The following is an 18,682-nucleotide window of genomic DNA, read 5'->3' as shown; positions in this document are numbered from 1 at the left end:
GTTTGCCCGGTGGTAAGGACGTCGATCAGGCGGGTGACCGTCGGGTCGGAGGCGACCGGGCCGAAGACGGCCGGCTCGCACCGCGGCATCGCGACACCCTTGGGCGAAGACGGCATCGAAGGCGCGCGTTTTCATAGACGGCAGGCATTGCGACTTGTGACAGCGTTCAGTGATCCCCGAGCGGTCCGGCTGCGACAGCGACTGGAAGAACGGCTGAGGGCACCAGGTAGCCGTTGGTCTGCGGACCGTTCGTGCCGCCGCGCTACGGACCGTGCGCCGCGCGCACGACGATTACGTCTGGACGTCGCGGCGTGATCCGTCGGCCACGAGAAGCCGGTAGCCGACGTCAAGCGATTCGCGGTCGAGCAGGTCGGCGTGGCGTTCGTGCCACAGGCCGGACGACAGATCGTCGGCCAGACGGGCCAAGCCGGGCCGGATGACCTCTTCGCCGGTCTGGGCGAGCATCGACATGCCGGCCCGTACCCCCGGATCGAGATAGGCCTCGGGTCGGCGCCAGAAGGCGGCGCCGAATCCGTCGGTGCAGTCGTGGGGGACCGGGACCGTCTCGATGCGGGCGCCTCCCAGCAGTGCTGCCAGGTGGTCGACCGCGACGGCCCGTGTGTCGTCGAACTCGGCCGCCTCGGGCAGGTATTCGTCCAGCAGCCAGAACGTGCGGGTGAAGGTCGGGTCCCAGGTGAGGATGACGACCCGATGCCGGGCGATCCGGAGGAGTTCCCCGATGCCGGCTTCGAGGTCGTTCCAGTGGTGCACGGTCAGGAGGGCCATCACCGCGTCGGCCGCGTCGTCAGCGAGAGGGATCGACTCCGCATATGCCTGCAGGGCCGGTGCGGAGCCGGCCGGACGCTGGGCGATCATCACGGAACTGGGCTCCACCGCCAGTACGGTCTCCGGGGGTTCGTAGGAACCGGTGCCGGCTCCTACGTTGATCACCGAGGCGGCACCGCCCAGTGCCTGATGGATCCTGGTCGCGATCCGGGGATCCGGCCGCCGGGTGGAACCGTAGGTCGCGCCAATGCTGTCGTATGTCGCCACGATCGACAGTATGACTGTATGGCGCCTCGCGAGTGTCCTCCTTCCCTCAGGGTGACGGCTCGTCGGGGAACGCGTGGACGGGGAGGAGCAGCGGGCGTTTGGCCGTGCGGCCGTCTCCGGAAGAGCGGCCCCGCAGCCGCCTGCCGAGCCAGGGGCCCAGGAACGAGCCCGCCCAGCGCAGTTCGGTGGTGATGGTGCGCCAGCCGGTGGGGGCAGGGGCTTCCGGGGGAGGCAGGGCGTGTGTCCAGGAGGTGCTGCTGCCGGGTAGGTGGAGGGCGTGGGCGACGGCGGCGGCGATCCGTTCGTGGCCGAGCGGGCCGGCGTGGAGCCGGTCCGGGCTCCACAAGCGGGGATCGGTGACGACCTCGTGAACGGAGGTCTCCGCGACGGCGACTCCGTGCCGGCGCGCGGCGTCCCGGATGCGGTGGTTGAGGGCGGTGACGCGGGAGCTGAGGGGGCGGGCGAGTGGGGTCATCCGGCTGGGGTCAGGGAAGGTGAGGGTGGCCACGCGGGCGCCCTGAGCGGTAAGCGCGTCGAACATGGCCTCAAGGTGACCGGCGACCTCGTCGGCGTCGAACCGGGGCCGCAGCAGGTCGTTGACCCCGGCGACGACGGTGGCCAGGTCGGGGCTCAGGCCGAGGGCGGGGCGGAGCTGTTCCGCGCGGACCTGTGCCACGAGGCGCCCGCGCACGGCGAGATTCGCGTACTGGACGCCCGGGCTGTGCACGGTGAGCTGCTCGGCGAGCCGGTCGGCCCAGCCTCGTAGACCCACGATGTCGTCGCCGTCACCGAGCCCCTCGGTCTGGCTGTCGCCCAGAGCTACGTAGCGCAGATACTCACCGCCGCGCATGAGCGGCCTGCCTCTCCCGCAGGATGGCCGCGGTGCGCTCGCACCATTCCCGGTTGTCCTGTTCGAAGGCGCGTCCCGCCAGGCAGGTCAGATAGGGCCCGATCCGCTCGCCGTGGCGCAGGAAGTCCTCCTCGCCGCGGTCGCCGCGCATCTTCCGCAGCATCTTCCCGAAGAGTTCGGCCTTGGCTCCGGCGAAGGCGGCCCGCTCCGTGAGCTGCGCGATGATCTCCTCGGTGTCGATGCTGTCGGAGGCATAGACCTTGACGAGCAGGTCCTCACGGATGAAGGAGGGTTTGGTGGAGGCCGCCGCGAACCGGTTCAGTTCGTCCAGACCGGCCTCGGTGACCTTGAAGAGCCGCTTGTTGGGCCGGGTGTCCTGAACCACTTCCCGGCCGGTGACCAGCCCGACCGCCTCCATCTTGGCCAGCTCGGCGTAGAGCTGCTGAGGCAGCGCGTGCCAGAAGTTGGCCACGCCCAGGTCGAATGTCTTGGCCAGTTGGTAGCCGCTCAGCTCCTCGTCCAACAGTGCCGCCAGTACGGCATGTCGCAATGCCATCGGACTGCCTCCTCTCCCTCTATCCGCCGGACCCTCGCGCATGATACTCAAGAAAATGACTAGTCCGATTCATGACTATCAGAGGAGAAGCCCGTGGGGACCGCGAACCTCTTCCGCGCCGCCGTCGAGAGCCACGACCTGGCGGCATTGGACCATCTGTTCACCGAGGACGTCCGTCTCTACAGCCCGGTGAAGTTCACCCCGTTCGAGGGCAGGCCCATGGTGCTCGGGCTCTTCGGTGTCCTGCTGCGTACCTTCGAGAATTTCCGCTACATCGGGCAGTTCGACGGCACGGCGCAGACGAGCGCCGACGGCACCGAGGCCCCGTCGGAGATCCTGCTGTTCCGGGCCACCGTGAACGGAAGGCAGATCCACGGCATCGACCTGCTGCAGTTCGACGCGGAGGGCAGGATCAAGGAGTTCACGGTGATGGTCCGCCCGCAGTCCGCGGTGCGGGTGCTGGGCGAGGCAGTCCTCGCCGGCCTGGTCGAGGCCGGGCTCGCCCCGCCCGTCGGGGCTGATTCATGACTGTCTGCCGAGGAACCCGATCAGAGGCAGGCCGGACCACGCCCGTTTCGGGCTCACGGTGAGCGACGCGGGCCACCGGGCGTGGCTGGACGACCCGGCCGACTCCTGGGCCGTGTAGCGGGGGCAGCGGGCAGGCACCCGGGCCTCGGCTTTCCGCCCCGCTCACCCGCTCCCCGGGCCCGCGCCGCGGGCGAGCAGGCCGGAGACGTGCCTGGCGCCGAGGCGTACGGCGTCCTCGAGCTGGTGTCGCCGCGATGCGAACGTCTCCACCGGGACGGAGGTGGCCACGGCCCCCGCCACCTGCCCGCTCGCGTGGAACACGGGTGCGGCCACGCAGGACAACCCTGGCAGGAACTCCCCGATCTCCACGGCCACGCCAAAGGTGCGTACCCGCTCCAGATGTCCGTCCAGGACATCCGGAGCGGTGATGGTGGACGCGGTGAGCCGGGTCAGTCCCCGTTGGCGCAGATACTCCCGCCGCCGGGCGACCGGAAGACAGGAGAGCATGACCTTGCCGAAGGCTGTGGCATGCGGTGCCTGGTGGAAACCGATGTCGAGCGGTTCCGCCCTGCGCGCCGCCGGTGAGTCCACCACCTCGGCGACGACGATCTCCTCGTCCCGGAAGACGGTGTAGTACGCGGCGGCGGCGCACTCCTGGTGGATGTGGTGGAGCTCCCGCGAGACGCCGGGGGTCACCTCCAGCTGCTGGCACAGTCGGTGGTGCAGCCCGGTGAGCTTGTACCCCAGGCCGTAGCCGCGGGAGTGGTTGAGCCGCACCAGGTAGCCGTCGTGCACGAGGGTGTTGAGCAGACGGTACGTCGTGGGGAGGGTGATGCCGGCGCGGCGCGCGACGGCCTTGGCGGTGATGCCGTCGCCGCCCGCCGCCACCGCCTCCAGCACCGCCAGTGCACGCCGCACCGATCCGAGCAGGTCAGAGGTGTCGGCCGCGTACGTCTCGTTGTCCCACATGATGCGTGTCCTGCCTTTTCTGTGGTCCCGGGGAGGGTCTGCCGCCCCACTGCCCGCGCCTTGAGCCGCCCTGGACCGCTGGCCCAGGGCGACCGCCGGCGTGCCCGGCAGGACCGTCATGCCGCGAGCGTACGGACCCTGCTCACCGTCCGGTAGAGCTGAGCGGCCAGCAGGCCGCCCACGACCTCGGCGCCGAGGTAGACGGGCAGCTGGGACCAGTCCGGAGCGTTTCCGCACAGCGCGGACATCAGCGCCGGGCCCAGGGCCCGTGCGGGGTTGAGCGCCGCCCCGGTGACCGGGCCCACGGCAACCGCGATCGCGAAGACCGCGAAACCGATGGGCAGTCCCGCGACGCTGCCCGCGGACCGCTGGTCGATGGCCCCGTAGACGACGAAGACCAGGATGCAGGTGCCCAGCGCCTCGGCGAAGAACGCCTGGCCACCGGTGGTCGGGGAGGCGAAGGAGGCGACTCCCAGACCCAGGTGCACCGCGCGTGTCCCCAGCGCGCCGACGATGGCTCCCGCGCCGAGGACCGCTCCCGCGCACTGGGCCAGGATGTATCCCAGGGCCTCACGTCGGCTCATGGCGCCGGTCGAGACCATGGCGAGGGTGACGGCTGGATTGATGTGGCAGCCCGAGATGTGCCCGATCGCGAAGACGGCGGCCACCACCACCAGGGCGAAAGCGAAGGCGATGACGCCTAGGTCGGCCATGGTGAAAGAGGTTTTCCCAGCCTTCTGCAGCATGAGCGTCGCGGGGATCGAACCCACCCCGAGGAAGACGAGAAACGCCGTGCCGAGGAGTTCTGCGAGCAGCCGTTGCGGAAGAGTGTTCCCCGCTGCCGTCGTTTCCGTTTCTCCTGTCTCGTCCGTCTTCTCTGTCGTGGTCTCGCCGGCGGTCACAGCCATTATTTCTCCACTCCTTTGTGGCGGCGGGTTCGGCTATGCGCCCGGGATGAGAATTCCCCGGCCCCGCAGCCGGCCGTGGTCCAGGTCGTCCATCGCGTCGTTCACCGCGTCCAGGGGGTAGGTGGACGTATGGAGCCGCACTTTTCCCTGGGCGGCGAGTGTCATCAGCTCATCGAGGTCGTTGTAGGTGCCGACGAGGTTGCCGACCACATTGATCTCCGCCGAAATGACGTCGATGGTCGGGATGTTCACGTGTCCCCCGTACCCGACAGCGAAATAGGAGCCCGCTCGGCGGAGCATGGCGACCCCCTGCGACTCGGTGCCGCGCTCGCCCACGAAATCGATGACCACCTGTGCGCCCTGGCCGGCGGTGATCTCCTGGACCGCGGACACCGGATCGCCGGTGGCCGCCACGGTGTGGTGCGCGCCCAGGCTCTGGGCGAGCGCCAGTGCGTCCTCGGAGGTGTCGACCACGATGATCTCGGCGGCGGTGAGGGCCACCAGGCACTGGACGCCGATGTGTCCAAGGCCCCCGGCGCCGATGACGACGACGAAGGAGCCGGGATAGAGCAGGGACACGGCCTTCCGCACCGCGTGATAGGCGGTGAGCCCGGCGTCGGCCAGCGCGGCCACGTCGGCCGGTTGCAGGCCGGGATCCAGCTTCACGCACGAGCGGGCGCTGGTCAGCATCAGCTCGGCCATGCCACCGTCGCAGTCGATACCGGGAAAGGCGCCGGCCGTACAGTGCACATCATCACCGGACCGGCATGGGCGGCACAGTCCGCACGTCATCAGCGGGTGGAGGATCACGGGATCGCCGACCGTCAGATGGGAAACTCCGGGCCCGATTTCTCTTACCCATCCGGCGTTTTCGTGCCCCAGCGTATAGGGCAGCTTCACCCCGGACTTCTGTTGCCACTGGCCCTCGACGACATGGAGGTCGGTCCGGCACAGCCCGGCGCCACCGATTTCCACGATGACGTCCTGTGCAGAGGTGATCCGGGGCTCCGGCACCTCTTCCACTACCGGCCGCTCGTGGTATTGCCGCAAACGTACTGCCTTCATTTCTGCACCGCTTTCCTGATGTCATCACCGGAGCTTGTGAGGAGATAGTCATGGGACGGTATCCGTGTGGTCAACGGGAGGGCGGCGGGAAGATTCCACCTGGTGAAAAACCCGACAAACGGCCCGTAGCCGACCGGTTCGACGTCACACCCCCAACGGAGCGGAGCCGTAAGCGGAATGGACCGATCCCCGTAACCTGTCGCCCGCCGGGGCGCGGTTCGGCTGTGCGACGCTGGGGCCGGTCCGTGCGCGCGGCGCGGACGGGGAGGGGAAGTGAGGACCCGGCGTGCAGAAGCCTCGGTGGAAGAGGGCGGGGGGAGCCCTGCTGCGGGTGACGGCGGTGTGGGCGGTGTCCACGCTCACCATGCTCGCCCTCGCGGGGGCCCTTCCGGACTTCCAGCTGAAGGCCGGGACCGGCGACAGCGCGACGCGGATCGCGATCGCGGCGGCGTGTGGGGCGGGGGCGTTCGGGCTGCTGAGCGCGCTGGTGTGGCCGCTGCTCGTACGGGCGATGCTGTTGCTGCCCGCGCTGGTGCTCGGGCTGCTGGTCTTCGTGCTGAACGGCTCGATGCTGCTGATCGCCATCAGCCTGATCCCGGTCGGACGGGGCTCGGTGGAGCCGGAGACGGCCGTCGTGGTGGCGGCCGTGATGTCGGCCGCGTCGTCGGCGACGAGCACGTTTTTGACGGTGCGGGACGACGAGGCGTACCGGCGGCGGCTGGCGCGGCTCGCGGACCGGCGGCGCCGGCGGCTGGGGGAGGACGGGGGGCGGGAACAGCCGCCGGGGACGGTGTTCCTGCAGCTCGACGGGGTGGGGCACGCGGTGTTGCGGGAGGCGCTGCGGGAGCCGGAGAACAAGCCGCCGGTGATGCCCACCGTCTCGGGGTGGGTCGGCAGCACGCATCGGGTGATGCCCTGGCGCACCGACTGGTCCAGCCAGACCGGCGCCAGCCAACTCGGCATTCTGCACGGGTCGAACGAGGATGTGCCGGCCTTCCGCTGGTACGAGAAGAAGACCCGGGAGGTGATGGTGAGCAACCGGCCGTCCGGCGCCGCCGTACTGCAGCGCCGCGCTGCCGCCCGCGCCGGGCACGAGGGGCTGCTCACCGTGGACGGGGCGAGCCGGGGGAATCTGTTCACCGGGGGCGCGGACCAGCTCGCGCTGGTGCTGTCGGTGGCGGCGCGGCGCGGTAAGCACAATCGTTCCCGCAGTGGCTACTTCGCGTACTTCTCCGACCCCGCCAACGCGACCCGTACCGCCGTGTCGTTCCTGGCTGAGGTGTGCCGGGAGGTCGGCCAGTCCACGCGGGCCAAGCTGCGCCGGGAGACGCCCCGGGTGGGGCGCGGCGGGCTCTATCCGTTCATCCGGGCCTTCGCGACGGTCGTGGAGCGGGATGTGGTCGTGGCGGCGGTGAGCGGGGACATCCTCTCCGGCCGTACCGCGATCTACGCGGATCTGGTGGCGTACGACGAGGTGGCCCACCACTCGGGGCCGCGCAGCCGCGACGCCCAGCAGGTGCTGACCCGGCTCGACCGGTCGATCGCGCTGATCGCCAAGGTCGCCGAGCACGCCCCGCGCGACTACCGGATCGTGCTGCTGTCCGACCACGGACAGAGTCCCGGCGAGACCTTCGCGGGGGCGTACGGGCTCACGCTGGAGGACCTGGTCCGGGCCGGATGCGGACTGCCGGTGTCGCGGCGGGCCGGGAGTACGCCGAGTGGGGCGGAGGCGCGCGAGGCGGCGCGGGCCGCCTTGCACCGGCCGGAGAAGGACGGGGACGGGCGCGAGCCGTCCGAGCCGATCGTGCTGGCGTCCGGCAATCTGGGCCTGGTCTCCTTCCCCGATGTGCCGGGGCGGATGAGCCGCGAGGCGATCGAGACGGCCCATCCCGCGCTGCTGCGGACGCTGGCCGATCACCCGGGGGTGGGCTTCCTGCTCGTACGGTCCGAGGAACACGGCGCGGTGGTGCTGGGCTCGCGCGGCCGGGAGCACCATCTGGACACGGGCCGGGTGATCGGCGCGAGCCCGCTCGCGGCCTTCGGGCCCGGTGCCGAGACCGCCGTACGGCGGACGGCGCACTTCCGGAACACCGCCGACATCATGGTCAACTCCGCCTATGACCCGGTGACCGGCGAGGTGCACGCCTTCGAGGGGCAGATCGGCTCGCACGGCGGCCTCGGCGGGGAGCAGGGGCATCCGTTTGTGCTGTGGCCCCGGGAGGTGACCGCGCCGGTGGCGGCAGGGGAGGAGCTGGTCGGGGCGGAGCGGGTGCACACGGTGCTGCGGCGGTGGCTGGAGGAGGCGAACGGGCCGCGGGTGCCCGGCGAGGGCGACCGCGAGTCGTCCGGCGGGCCGGTCGGCCCCCTCGCCCTTCCGGCGGAGGAATCGCGGCCGCACAGCCCTACCACCGCACCATTTCCCGTGGTCAGGGCGGCCGTACCGAACGAAACGCGGTGATTTGGTGCATGGTACATCTTCCGGGACCATGTATATATGCACGACCAGCACCACACCCGCCGTTTCGGCCTGCCCACGGCGACCGCGCTTGTCATGGGCAACATCATCGGCGGCGGGATTTTTCTGCTGCCGGCCTCCGTCGCCCCCTTCGGCACGCTCAGCCTGCTCGCCTTCGTCGTTCTCACCATCGGCGCCATCGCGCTCGCGCTCGTCTTCGGGCGGCTGACCCGGCGTGACCCGCGCACGGGCGGACCGTATGTCCATGCGCGCGCGGCGTTCGGCGACTTCGCCGGGTTCCTGTCGGCCTGGTCGTACTGGACGATGACCTGGGTCAGCAACGCGGCGCTGGCGGTCGCGGTGGTCGGGTATGTGCATGTGCTGGTCCCCGGGCATGACACCAAGGGCGTCAACCTGGCCGTGGCGCTGCTCGCGCTGTGGCTGCCGGCGCTCGCCAACCTGGCGGGCACGCGCTGGGTGGGCGCGGTGCAGATGACCTCCACGGTGCTGAAGTTCGTCCCGCTGCTTTTCGTCGCCGTCGTCGGGCTCTTCTTCTTCGATCCGGGCAACCTCGGCTCGTTCAACGAGACCGGGGGCAGCCCGCTCGGCGGCCTGTCGGCGGCGGCCGCGATCCTGCTCTACAGCTACGTCGGCGTGGAGTCGGCATCGGTGAGCGCGGGCGAGGTACGGGACCCGGAGCGCAATGTGGGGCGGGCCAGCGTGCTCGGCACGGTCGGTGCCGCCGTGGTCTATCTGCTGGGCACGGTGTCGGTGTTCGGCACGGTCGCCCACAAGGACCTGGTCAACTCCACCGCCCCCTTCTCGGACGCGGTCAACGCCATGTTCGGCGGTCACTGGGGCGGGACGCTGATCGCGCTGGCCGCCGTGGTGTCGATCGTCGGCGCGCTCAACGGCTGGACCCTGATGAGCGCCCAGGCGCCGTACGCGGCGGCGCGCGACGGGCTCTTCCCGGCGGCCTTCGCCAGGAAGCGGCGCGGGGTGCCGACCGTCGGCGTCCTGGTCGGCGTGGTCCTGGCGTCCCTCCTGACCGTGGTCAACTACACCTCGGGATCGACCGGGCTCTTCGAGATCCTCGTCCTGATCACCACCTTCTCGGCGACGGTCCCGTATCTGCTGGCGGCCGCCGCGCAGCTGTACTTCCTGCTGTCGGGGCGGCGCGAGGAGGTGCGGACGGGGCGCTTCGTCCGGGACCTGACGCTGGCGCTCGCGGGTTTCGGCTTCTCGTTCTGGCTGGTCGCGGGGGCCGGATACGCGGCGGTGTACCAGGGAGTGCTGTTCCTGTTCGCCGGTGTGCTCGTCTATGTGTGGATGGCGGCGCGGCGCCGGGCGGCAGCCGTGGACGGCGCGAACGGCGCGGGTGACACGACCGCCGACGACGGCACGGCCGTCGCGGACGCCGTGGCCCTGGAGCGTGCCCGACAGCTGTCCTGACGCCCGGCACGGGGGTCCTCACGGGTGTAAGCATGATGTATGCGCGATCGGCACGTGCCCACCCGTATCGCTGTGTCACGGCGGTCGAGCCGGTTGCTGCTGGCCCTCCCGCTCGGGATCATCCTGGCGGTCGTCCTGGTCGACATACAGACGCCCGAGACGATCCACCTGGGCCCCTTCCTGGTCGCGGCACCGGCGGTCACCGCCTCGTTCGCCGGTCCCGCCCTCACCGGCGCGATCGGGGCTCTCGCCGTGGTGGCCCAGACCGTCATCGGCCATCTCCACGGTGGCCTGATGACCGCGAACCACCAGGCACAGATCGCCGCCCTCCTCGTCATCTCGGCGCTGCTGACGCTCTTTCGCTATGTGGCCGACCGGCATGAGCGCCGGCTGCTCCGGGTGCGGTCGGTGGCCGTGGTGGCGCAGGAGGTGCTGCTGCGGCCACTGCCCACCCGGCTCGGGCCGCTGCGCATCGCGTCCGTATACCTCTCCGCCGAGGAGGAGGCCCAGATCGGCGGCGATCTGTACGCGGCCGTACGCACGGAAGAAGGGACCCGCTTCGTCGTCGGCGACGTACGCGGCAAGGGGCTGGCCGCCGTCGGGGACGCCTCCCTGCTGATCGGGGCCTTCCGGGGATCCGCCTACCGGCCGCTCTCGCTGCCCGCCATGGCCGCTCACCTGGGCAATGCCATGCGCTGGAGCTGGGCACACGCCGCCGAGCGCGCCGGGGACGCCCAGGAGTCGTTCGTGACCGCTCTGCTGCTGGACGTCCCCGACGACAGCCCCACCGTCGGGATGGTGGACTGCGGTCACCCCCCGCCACTGCTGCTGCGCGACGGCAAGGTCGGGATGGTGGAGGTCGGCGAGCCCGCGCCGCCCCTGGGACTGGTCGAGGCGTCGGAGGAGGTTTTCAAGGTCGAGACGTTCGCGTTCGAGGACCGCGATCTTCTGGTGCTCTACACCGATGGGGTCGTCGAGGCCCGGGACGCCCTGGGCACGTTCTATCCGCTGGTCGAGCGGATCTCGGCCTGGGAGGGGGGCAGCCCGGAGTCACTGGCCCGGTATCTCCGCGACGACCTGCTCCAGTACGTGGGCGGGACCCTGAACGACGACGCGGCCATCGTCGTCATCGCCCGCTGCCCCTGATGCGCCGGTGCCCAGCCCTGACGTGACGGCGGTCAGCTCGTCGCCTCGGGCACCTGGGCGAGCGGTCCGGGCGTCGGAGCGGCCCGCGGAGCCCGGCGGGACCAGCGGGCCGCGATCACCGCGCAGCCCGATGGCGATGTTCGCCGCGACGCCGACGGCGGTGGCCGTCGCGCCGCTCGCGGGCAGCAGCGCGGCGAGCACCACCGTGCCGAGGAGGGCGGCGACATAGGGGTCGACCGCCCTCCCGAGCCGGCCCGGCCAGGACCGGGGCCGGGGCACCCGCCGCACATCAATCACCACTTTCGCCTTGCCACGGTGGATGGCCGATCCGCGGCACCGGATCGGAGCCGGAGATGTCGCCGGTCCGGACGTCGATGGCGCCCCCGCCCCCGTCGTGGTCGCTGCCGGCCGTGCCCTTGCTCGCGATCAGCGTGTTCAGGGTGCGGTCGACCTCGAGCCAGGAATCGGCGTGGGAGTTGTCGATCACCACCAGGCCGTTGTGCGATCCGCAGCCGGGCGGTGGGTGATCCGGCTCGTCGTCCTGGATGTCCGCGGGCGGAGCCGCCCTGAACCCGGTGGTGGCTTGGGCGACATGACCACCCCCGTACAGCGCGCTCGCCGTGGCCGCGATGACGGCCCCCGCCCGGAAAATCGTCGTGAACACGGTAGGAGGACTTCCTTTCACACCGAGGCGGGGTGGCGATCGCCGCGGTATCTGCTGATGTTCCTTTCCAGGAGCTCCGTGGCGCCCTTGACTCCGACGGAGCCGGATGCCCGGGGGTCCGGCAGCCGCCCGTCCGCCAATTTCAGATCGATCAGCGCGCTGTCGATCGCGCCATGGGCGGCGAAAAGGCAGGGAGTGCTGTAAATCGCGACATCCACCCCCAGATCCGAGAGCTCGGACAGCGAGAGCCGCGGCGACTTCCCGCCCGCGATCTGGTTGAACAGCAGGGGCTTGTCGCCGACCACCGAACGGATCCTGCGGATCCACTCCACGTTCCGCACCCCGTCGACGAGGACGACATCCGCGTCCGTCTTCGCGAGGGCGGCCGCGCGCCGCATGATCTCGGCCTCCTCGGTGGCATCGGTGCGCGCCACCACCACCAGGTCCTTTCTGCTACTCAGCACCAGGTCGAGCTTGGCCAGATACTCGTCGAGCGGCAGAATCAGCTTGCCGTCCGCGTGGCCGCAGCGGCGCGGCCGCTTCTGGTCCTCCAGGATCACCCCGGAGGCCCCGGTGCGCTCCAGCCGCTGCACCACATGGCAGGCGACCTCGGGGTCCACATAGCCGTCGTCGATGTCCACGAGCAGATGGTGCTCGGGGAAGGCCAGCCGCAGCCGGTCGACAAATGCGAGCATGTCCGGCCAGGCGATGAAACCGATGTCGGGCAGGCCGTAATACGAGGCGGCGAACCCGAATCCGGAGACGAAGAATCCGTTGTAATGCTGGGCGGCAAGAGATGCCGAGTACATGTCGTAGATGCCGATGAGAGGTGTCGTGCGAGGCGATGTGATCGCCTCTCGCAGGGCATTGCCGTAGCACATGCTCCGAAGATGCCTGGAGCGGCTCGCCCGGTGGTGGAACGCGGCTTGAAGGTGGCCTGCCCGTGGGGGCGGACGGATGACAGACGGGATGGCATGCCGAACCGGTCGCTGGGTATGCGCAATGAGCCTGTCCAGTGAAAAGAGTTGCTTGTGCCTGTCCAGACCGACCCAGACGCCCCCGCCGGCTCCCGCCATCCCCTGCTGAGGCGAGCCATCAAGCGGCGCAAGAACCCGCCGCTGCGCCGGAGCGATATCACGGTCACCGAGGAGAAGACCGTACGGAAAGCGGTGAAGGCCGCTGCGCTGGGAAATGCCATGGAATGGTTCGACTTCGGGATCTACAGCTATCTCGCGGTCACCATCGGCAAAGTCTTCTTTCCGTCCGGAAATGACACGGCCCAAGTCCTCTCCTCCCTCGCCACCTTCGCGGTGGCCTTTCTCGTACGTCCGCTGGGAGGCATGTTCTTCGGGCCGCTCGGTGACCGGATCGGCCGCAAGAAGGTGCTGTCCTTCACCATGATCATGATGGCGTCCAGCACCCTCGCCATCGGTCTCATACCCTCCTACGCCACCATCGGCTTCTGGTCGCCGGCGCTGCTCATCCTGTGCCGTATGTGTCAGGGCTTCTCGACCGGTGGTGAGTACGGGGGCGCCTCAACCTTCATCGCCGAATACGCGCCCGACAAGCGTCGTGGCTACTTCGGCAGCTTCCTCGAATTCGGCACGCTCATCGGCTACACGTCGGCCGCCGGACTGGTCACGATCCTCACCGTGACGCTCGCCGATTCCTCGATGGATTCCTGGGGATGGCGTATTCCGTTCCTGGTCGCCGCCCCCATCGGGCTGGTCGGTCTGTATCTGCGGCTGAAGCTCGATGACACGCCCGCCTTCCAGAAGCTGGAGGACGAGGGCTCCACCCCGGCGGCCGAGCGCGAGAGCCTGCCGTTCTGGCAGGTGTTCCGGACGCAGTGGCGCGCGATGGTGCTGTGCATGGCGCTGGTCGCCGCGTACAACATCACCGACTACATGCTGCTGTCCTACATGCCGACCTATCTCTCGGAAAGCCTCCACTACAGCAGCACCAACGCCCTGGTCTCGATCATCATCGTGATGCTGGTGCTCATGGCGGCCATCACCTTCGTCGGCCGGCTCTCCGACCGGATCGGCCGCAAGCCACTGCTCATGACCGGCTCCGTCGGCTTCCTGGTGCTCGCGGTGCCGAGCTTCCTGCTCATCAAGCAGGGCAGCGTCGTCGCGGTCTTCGCCGGGCTGCTGCTCCTCGGGCTGTGCCTGCTGCCGTATGTGAGCGTGATGTCCGCGTCACTGCCCGCGCTCTTCCCGACGAACGTGCGCTACGGCTCGCTCTCGATCGCCTTCAACATCTCCGTCTCGCTCTTCGGCGGCACCACGCCGCTGGTGACCGAGGGGCTGATCAGCGGCACCGGGGACGATCTGATGCCCGCCTACTACACGATGCTCGCCGCGGTCGTCGGCATCATCGCGACGGCGGTGATGAAGGAGACGGCCCGCCGGCCGCTGGAGGGCTCGCCGCCCGCCGTCGCGACCAAGGAAGAGGCCATCGAGCTGGTGGAGTCCCAGCGGTCCTAAGCGGTTACGGCGAAGTCACGTGCTGATCCTTCTCGGCGTCCAAGCCCTCGGCCAGGCCGAACGGCGAGGGACCAGCGGCGAACTTCACCGCATCCGCTTAGCCCCTGTTCGCCGTGGGCCGTGGGCAAGCAGAATGGCCCACCATGGAATCCGAACCCACCGAGCAGGAAACCGAGCAGGAAGCCAAGCAGGAAACCGAGCAGGACATCGACATCGTGGTGTACGGCGCGACCGGCTTCGTCGGCGTGCTGGTGGCCCGTTATCTTGCCGAGGCCGCCCCCGCCGGGACCCGGGTCGCGCTGGCCGGCCGGTCACGGCGGAAGCTCGAAGCCACCCGCTCCCGGCTGGGCGAACGGGCCGCGGACTGGCCCCTGCTGCTGGCGGAGGCCGACGACGCCGCGGCGCTGCGGGCTCTCGCCGAGGGCGCGCGCGTCGTGGTCACGACCGTCGGCCCGTACGCCAAGTACGGGCGGGCCCTGGCCCACGCGTGCGCCGCGGCGGGGACCGACTATGTCGACCTCACCGGCGAGGTGCTGTTCGTACGGCAGAGCATCGACGAGAACCACGAGCTCGCCCGGTCCACCGGCGCCCGTCTCGTCCACTCCTGCGGCTTCGACTCGATCCCCTCCGACATCGGGGTGCACCTCCTCCACGAGCGGGTGCGGGCCGACGGCGCCGGAGAGCTCACCGACACCACCACCGTCCTCACGGCCATGAAGGGTGGCGCCAGCGGCGGCACCATCGACTCGCTGCGCCACCAGATCGACACCATACGCAAGGACCGGGCGCTCAGGAGGCGGGTCCTGGACCCGTACGCCCTGAGCCCCGACCGCGCCGCGGAACCCGAGCTGGGACGCCAGCCCGACCTCGTCCTGGCCCGGGGCGCCGCCATCGGCCCGAACCTGCGCGGGACGCTGGCCCCCTTCGTGATGGCCCCGTACAACACCCGGATCGTCCGCCGCAGCAACGCGCTGCGCGGCCACGCCTACGGGCGGCGCTTCCGCTACCAGGAGGCCATGCGCGTCCGGCCCCCCGTCCTGTCGCCCGTCCTCGCCGCCGGTGTGGCCGCCGGGCTCGGCGTGCTGGTGGCGGGCCTGGCCACCCCGCCCACCCGTTACGTCCTGGACCGGCTGCTGCCCAAGCCGGGCCAGGGGCCGAGCGAGAGGGACCGCGAGCGGGGCCACTTCACCTTCGACATCTTCGCGATCACCACCAGCGGGGCCCGCTACACCGCCCGCTTCTCCGCGAAGGGCGACCCCGGCTACAAGGCGACCGCCCTCATGCTCGGCGAATCGGCCCTCGCCCTCGCCCTGGACCGTGACGCCCTGCCCCCGTCCGGGGGCGGCGTCCTCACCCCGGCCACCGCCCTCGGCGACGCCCTGGTGGCCCGGCTCCGCGACGCCGGCGTCAGGATCTCGACCCGTGCCCTCTCCCCCGCCATTACCTGACGGGTAATCGACCCTCGGGGCCGGTGGCGGCAGAGTGAGGGCATCGGGTTCCGGGCCGGCGCACTCCGGTCCGGGACCCGGGTCCCAGCAGGTAATTCCCTGAGGAGAGTGGCCAGATGACCCCGTACGACGCCGCCGTCGCCCGCTACTTCGAGGCGTGGAACGCCACCGAGCCGGAGGACCTCGCCAAGGCCGTCGCCGCCGCCTGGGCCGAGGACGGCAGCTACACCGATCCGCTGGTCGAGGTGCGCGGTCATGAGCAGCTGGCCGCCGCCATCGCGGGTGCCCATGAGCAGTTCCCGGGCTTCGTGTTCCGCCACACCGGCACCGTGGACGGCCATCACGACATGGCCCGCTTCACCTGGGAGCTGGTCTCCGCGGCCGACGGGACCGCGCCGGTGGCCGGGTTCGACGTGATCACGGTGGGGGAGGACGGCCGGATCCGGTCCGTCCTCGGCTTCCTGGACCGGGTGCCTACGTCCGGCTGAGCCGTCCCAGGGCGGCGGCGGTCGCCGGGTCGGCTGGGAGGAATGTCTCGATGGCCAGCTCGGAGACCGTCACATCCATGGGGGTGTTGAAGGTCGCGATGGTCGAGATGAAGGACAGCACCTGCCCGCCCTGCTCGATCATCATCGGGAGGGCGAACGGCTGGGCGTCCCCGGCCCCCGCCGTCTCCCACCCGCCGGTCTCCGGAAGCGGATAGGCGGCCACCTCGTCGTAGAGCTCACGCAACGGCGAGGAGCGCATCAGGGCCAGCTGCCGGTCCATCTGGTCCAGCAGATGCCCGCGCCATTCGCGGAGGTTGCGGATACGGGGAGCGAGCCCGTCCGGGTGGAGGGTGAGGCGCATCGCGTTGAGCGGGGGCTCGAGGAGGTGGCCGGCGACGCCGTCCAGAAGCATCGCGATGCCCTGATTGGCCGCCAGCACCTCGTAGGTGCCGTCCACGACGAGCGCGGGATACGGCTCGTAGCCGGTCAGCAGCCGCTCCATGCTCTCTCGCAGGGAGCGCATCGAGGGGTCGTCGACCGCCCGCTCCGGGTAGTGCGGGGCATAACCGGCGGCGATCAGCAGGGCGTTGCGCTCACGGACGGGCACGTCGAGATGGTCGGCGAGCCGGAGCACCATCTCCTGGCTGGGCCGCGACCGGCCGGTCTCGATGAAGCTGAGGTGGCGGGCGGAGGAGCCGGCGCGCAGCGCGAGCTCCAACTGGCTGATCCGCCGCCGGTCCCGCCACTCGCGCAGCAGCGTGCCCACCCCGGTCGCGGCGGCAGGGGACGCACCCCGGGAGGATGAGATCGGCGCGGCAGTCGTCATGTGCCGACGGTAACCGACCACGCGGGGCCGCCCATGGCAGGGTGGAGGCATCGGTCAACGCACGGAAGGACATGCCATGGCAGTCAAGCCGCTCACGGACCAGGAGATCGCGCAGCGCTTGGAGCCTCTTCCCGGCTGGTCGTACGCGGACGACCGGCTCTCGCGCAGCTACGTCTTCGACGGGCACCCGCAGGCTGCGGGGCTGGTCGCCGAGGTCGCCGGGATCCAGGAGGAGCTGAACCACCACGCGGACCTGACCCTCGGCTACAACCGGGTCACGGTCACCGTGAACACCCACAGCGTCGGCGGCAAGGTGACCGAGCTGGACCTGGAGCTCGCCCGCCGTATTGAGGCCGCCGCCCCGGAGCACGGCGCCCGGCCGGATTCCTGACCCCACCCGACCCATCCGTCCCTCGGTCGGCTCCGAATACCTCTGGGAAGGTTCCGGTGGCCGACCCGACCGGCTCGGCGGGCACGGCCACGGCAGATGCTGCTCCAGGAGGCAGACCGATGAGCGACGTGGCCGCGTCCATCGCCCCCATCGCCGAACGCATGCTCGGCGGCCCGCTGCCGGTGCGGCTGCGCGCCTGGGACGGCAGCGAGGCCGGGCCGCCGGACGCGCCCCGTGTCGTGCTGCGCTCCCCGCGGGCCCTGCGCCGGCTGCTGTGGCAGCCCGGTGAACTCGGCGTCGCCGAGGCGTACATCAGCGGCGACCTCGATGTGGAAGGCGACCTGGTGGAGGGGGTGCGCGCCGTGTGGCACACGCTGCGGGCGCGCTCCGTACCGCCGCCCGGGCCCACCCTGGCCACCCGGACCCGGGCGGCCGCCACCGCCCTGAGACTCGGCGCCATCGGGCCACGGCCGCCCGCCCCCGGCAGCCGCGCCCGGCTCGCCGGCCCGCGCCACCACGGCGGCCTGCCGGCCGCGTTCCACGAGCGGCTGCTCGACCCGTCGATGGCGTACTCGTGCGGCTACTGGACCCGCCGGGACCGCGGTTACGGACTCGCCGAGGCCCAGCGCGACAAGCTCGAGATGATCTGCCGCAAGCTCGCCCTCGTCCCCGGCGCCCGGCTGCTGGACATCGGCTGCGGCTGGGGCGCGCTCGCGCTGTACGCGGCCGACCGGTACGGGGCGCAGGTCACCGCCGTGACCCCGGCCCGGGAGGAGCACGACTTCCTGACCGAGCGGGTCCGCGAACGGGGGCTGGGCGAGCTGGTGGACGTCGAGCTGCGCGACTGGCGCGATCTGCAGGGCGGCATGTACGAGGCCGTCGCGTGCGTGGAGATGGGCGAGCACGCCGGCGACGGGCAGTATCCGCACCTGGCCCGGACCCTGTACCGGATGCTCCGCCCTGGCGGCCGCGTGCTGGTCCAGCAGATGTCGCGGGCGCCGCGCACGCCGGGCGGCGGGCCGTTTATCGAGGCGTACGTCGCCCCCGGTCTGCGGGCGCGCCCGCTCGGCGAGACGATCGGCCTGCTGGAGGAGGCGGGGCTGGAGGTTCGTTCCTCGGAGTCGCTGCGCGAGCACTACGTCCGTACGGTCGCCGCCTGGCGCGACACCCTTGAGGCGGACTGGGACGGCTTCCGTCGGTTGGCGGGCGAGCCCACCGCGCGGGTCTGGCGGCTGTGTCTGGCCGCGGGCGAGCTCGCCTTCGAGGAACGGCGGATGAGCGTCGACCAGATCCTCGCGGTGCGCCCGACGGAGCGCGGCGTCAGCGGGATGCCGCCCACCCCGGAGGCGTGGTACCCGTCCGCCGTCGTGGGGGTGGTGTGAGCAGAGGATCGT

The 18,682-nt window shown here is 70.7% G+C and carries 19 protein-coding genes; 9 read left to right on the top strand and 10 right to left on the bottom strand.

Annotation, left to right across the window (positions count from 1 at the left end; genetic code table 11):
• Positions 1–291 precede the first annotated feature (291 nt).
• The 3 genes from ABZU99_RS08750 to ABZU99_RS08740 are packed head-to-tail and all read right to left on the bottom strand — an operon-like array spanning position 292 to position 2,459.
• Complete coding sequence (locus ABZU99_RS08750; protein WP_356044596.1) at positions 292–1,053, bottom strand: methyltransferase domain-containing protein; 762 nt, start codon at positions 1,051–1,053, stop codon at positions 292–294.
• Between the two features lie 46 nt (positions 1,054–1,099).
• Entirely contained in the window at positions 1,100–1,903 is an 804-nt protein-coding gene (locus ABZU99_RS08745) for an SGNH/GDSL hydrolase family protein (protein WP_356044593.1), read from the bottom strand.
• Positions 1,890–2,459, bottom strand: coding sequence for a PadR family transcriptional regulator (locus tag ABZU99_RS08740; RefSeq protein WP_356044591.1), 570 nt, complete (start codon positions 2,457–2,459; stop codon positions 1,890–1,892). Before ABZU99_RS08740 ends, ABZU99_RS08745 begins: the two co-directional genes overlap by 14 nt.
• Before the next feature lie 93 nt (positions 2,460–2,552).
• On the opposite strand from ABZU99_RS08740, the gene ABZU99_RS08735 reads away from it, so the two are divergent.
• Positions 2,553–2,987 carry a nuclear transport factor 2 family protein gene (locus ABZU99_RS08735; protein WP_356044588.1) on the top strand — a complete coding sequence of 145 codons (435 nt, stop codon included), beginning with the start codon at positions 2,553–2,555 and terminating at the stop codon, positions 2,985–2,987.
• Positions 2,988–3,149: 162 nt separating this feature from the next.
• On the opposite strand, the gene ABZU99_RS08730 is transcribed toward ABZU99_RS08735, so the two are convergent.
• From ABZU99_RS08730 to ABZU99_RS08720, 3 genes are all read right to left on the bottom strand, one after another.
• Positions 3,150–3,956: an IclR family transcriptional regulator gene (locus tag ABZU99_RS08730; RefSeq protein WP_355944615.1), complete on the bottom strand. Its 807-nt coding sequence runs from the start codon at positions 3,954–3,956 to the stop codon at positions 3,150–3,152.
• Between the two features lie 116 nt (positions 3,957–4,072).
• Positions 4,073–4,864 carry an aquaporin gene (locus ABZU99_RS08725; protein WP_355944613.1) on the bottom strand — a complete coding sequence of 264 codons (792 nt, stop codon included), beginning with the start codon at positions 4,862–4,864 and terminating at the stop codon, positions 4,073–4,075.
• Between the two features lie 33 nt (positions 4,865–4,897).
• The gene (locus tag ABZU99_RS08720) at positions 4,898–5,929 is read right to left on the bottom strand and encodes an NAD(P)-dependent alcohol dehydrogenase (RefSeq protein WP_356044584.1); all 1,032 of its coding nucleotides are present in this window, start codon (positions 5,927–5,929) and stop codon (positions 4,898–4,900) included.
• 286 nt (positions 5,930–6,215) lie between these two features.
• Between ABZU99_RS08720 and ABZU99_RS08715 the strand changes: the two genes are divergently transcribed.
• Genes ABZU99_RS08715 through ABZU99_RS08705 form a run of 3 tightly spaced genes read left to right on the top strand, consistent with a single transcriptional unit; the run spans position 6,216 to position 10,982 of the window.
• Positions 6,216–8,387, top strand: a complete 2,172-nt coding sequence (locus ABZU99_RS08715) for a phage holin family protein (protein ID WP_355944609.1) — start codon at positions 6,216–6,218, stop codon at positions 8,385–8,387.
• 36 nt (positions 8,388–8,423) lie between these two features.
• Positions 8,424–9,836 (top strand): amino acid permease, encoded by a 1,413-nt coding sequence (locus ABZU99_RS08710; RefSeq protein WP_356044581.1) that lies wholly within the window; start codon positions 8,424–8,426, stop codon positions 9,834–9,836.
• A 39-nt stretch (positions 9,837–9,875) separates the two neighbouring features.
• Positions 9,876–10,982 carry a PP2C family protein-serine/threonine phosphatase gene (locus ABZU99_RS08705; RefSeq protein WP_355944605.1) on the top strand — a complete coding sequence of 369 codons (1,107 nt, stop codon included), beginning with the start codon at positions 9,876–9,878 and terminating at the stop codon, positions 10,980–10,982.
• Here the strand turns inward: ABZU99_RS08705 and ABZU99_RS08700 are convergent.
• Genes ABZU99_RS08700 through ABZU99_RS08690 form a run of 3 tightly spaced genes read right to left on the bottom strand, consistent with a single transcriptional unit; the run spans position 10,887 to position 12,527 of the window.
• A complete protein-coding gene (locus ABZU99_RS08700; RefSeq protein ID WP_355944603.1) occupies positions 10,887–11,279 on the bottom strand; it encodes a hypothetical protein in 393 nt (130 codons plus the stop codon). The two genes, ABZU99_RS08705 and ABZU99_RS08700, sit on opposite strands and share 96 nt — an antisense overlap.
• Positions 11,272–11,646 carry a hypothetical protein gene (locus tag ABZU99_RS08695; protein ID WP_355944601.1) on the bottom strand — a complete coding sequence of 125 codons (375 nt, stop codon included), beginning with the start codon at positions 11,644–11,646 and terminating at the stop codon, positions 11,272–11,274. The genes ABZU99_RS08700 and ABZU99_RS08695 overlap by 8 nt, the downstream gene beginning before the upstream one ends.
• A gap of 17 nt (positions 11,647–11,663) precedes the next feature.
• A complete protein-coding gene (locus ABZU99_RS08690) occupies positions 11,664–12,527 on the bottom strand; it encodes an isocitrate lyase/PEP mutase family protein (protein ID WP_356044577.1) in 864 nt (287 codons plus the stop codon).
• A 150-nt stretch (positions 12,528–12,677) separates the two neighbouring features.
• Between ABZU99_RS08690 and proP the strand changes: the two genes are divergently transcribed.
• The 3 genes from proP to ABZU99_RS08675 all read left to right on the top strand — a co-directional run bounded on the left by proP (position 12,678) and on the right by ABZU99_RS08675 (position 16,071).
• A complete protein-coding gene (proP, locus tag ABZU99_RS08685; protein WP_355944597.1) occupies positions 12,678–14,135 on the top strand; it encodes a glycine betaine/L-proline transporter ProP in 1,458 nt (485 codons plus the stop codon).
• A gap of 143 nt (positions 14,136–14,278) precedes the next feature.
• The gene (locus ABZU99_RS08680; protein ID WP_356044574.1) at positions 14,279–15,583 is read left to right on the top strand and encodes a saccharopine dehydrogenase NADP-binding domain-containing protein; all 1,305 of its coding nucleotides are present in this window, start codon (positions 14,279–14,281) and stop codon (positions 15,581–15,583) included.
• Between the two features lie 116 nt (positions 15,584–15,699).
• On the top strand, positions 15,700–16,071 hold the full coding sequence (locus ABZU99_RS08675) for a nuclear transport factor 2 family protein (protein WP_355944593.1): 372 nt from the start codon (positions 15,700–15,702) through the stop codon (positions 16,069–16,071).
• Here ABZU99_RS08675 and ABZU99_RS08670 read toward each other — a convergent pair.
• Positions 16,058–16,897: a helix-turn-helix transcriptional regulator gene (locus ABZU99_RS08670; protein ID WP_355944591.1), complete on the bottom strand. Its 840-nt coding sequence runs from the start codon at positions 16,895–16,897 to the stop codon at positions 16,058–16,060. The two genes, ABZU99_RS08675 and ABZU99_RS08670, sit on opposite strands and share 14 nt — an antisense overlap.
• 76 nt (positions 16,898–16,973) lie before the next feature.
• On the opposite strand from ABZU99_RS08670, the gene ABZU99_RS08665 reads away from it, so the two are divergent.
• Positions 16,974–17,288 carry a 4a-hydroxytetrahydrobiopterin dehydratase gene (locus tag ABZU99_RS08665; protein WP_355944590.1) on the top strand — a complete coding sequence of 105 codons (315 nt, stop codon included), beginning with the start codon at positions 16,974–16,976 and terminating at the stop codon, positions 17,286–17,288.
• 119 nt (positions 17,289–17,407) lie between these two features.
• Positions 17,408–18,670 (top strand): cyclopropane-fatty-acyl-phospholipid synthase family protein, encoded by a 1,263-nt coding sequence (locus ABZU99_RS08660; protein WP_355944588.1) that lies wholly within the window; start codon positions 17,408–17,410, stop codon positions 18,668–18,670.
• The last annotated feature ends 12 nt before the right edge of the window (positions 18,671–18,682 follow it).

Source organism: Streptomyces sp. NPDC005266, from assembly GCF_040607655.1.
Lineage (GTDB): Bacteria > Actinomycetota > Actinomycetes > Streptomycetales > Streptomycetaceae > Streptomyces.
Note: the sequence above shows the minus strand (reverse complement) of the source record. Positions and strands in the feature narration are given on the sequence as shown.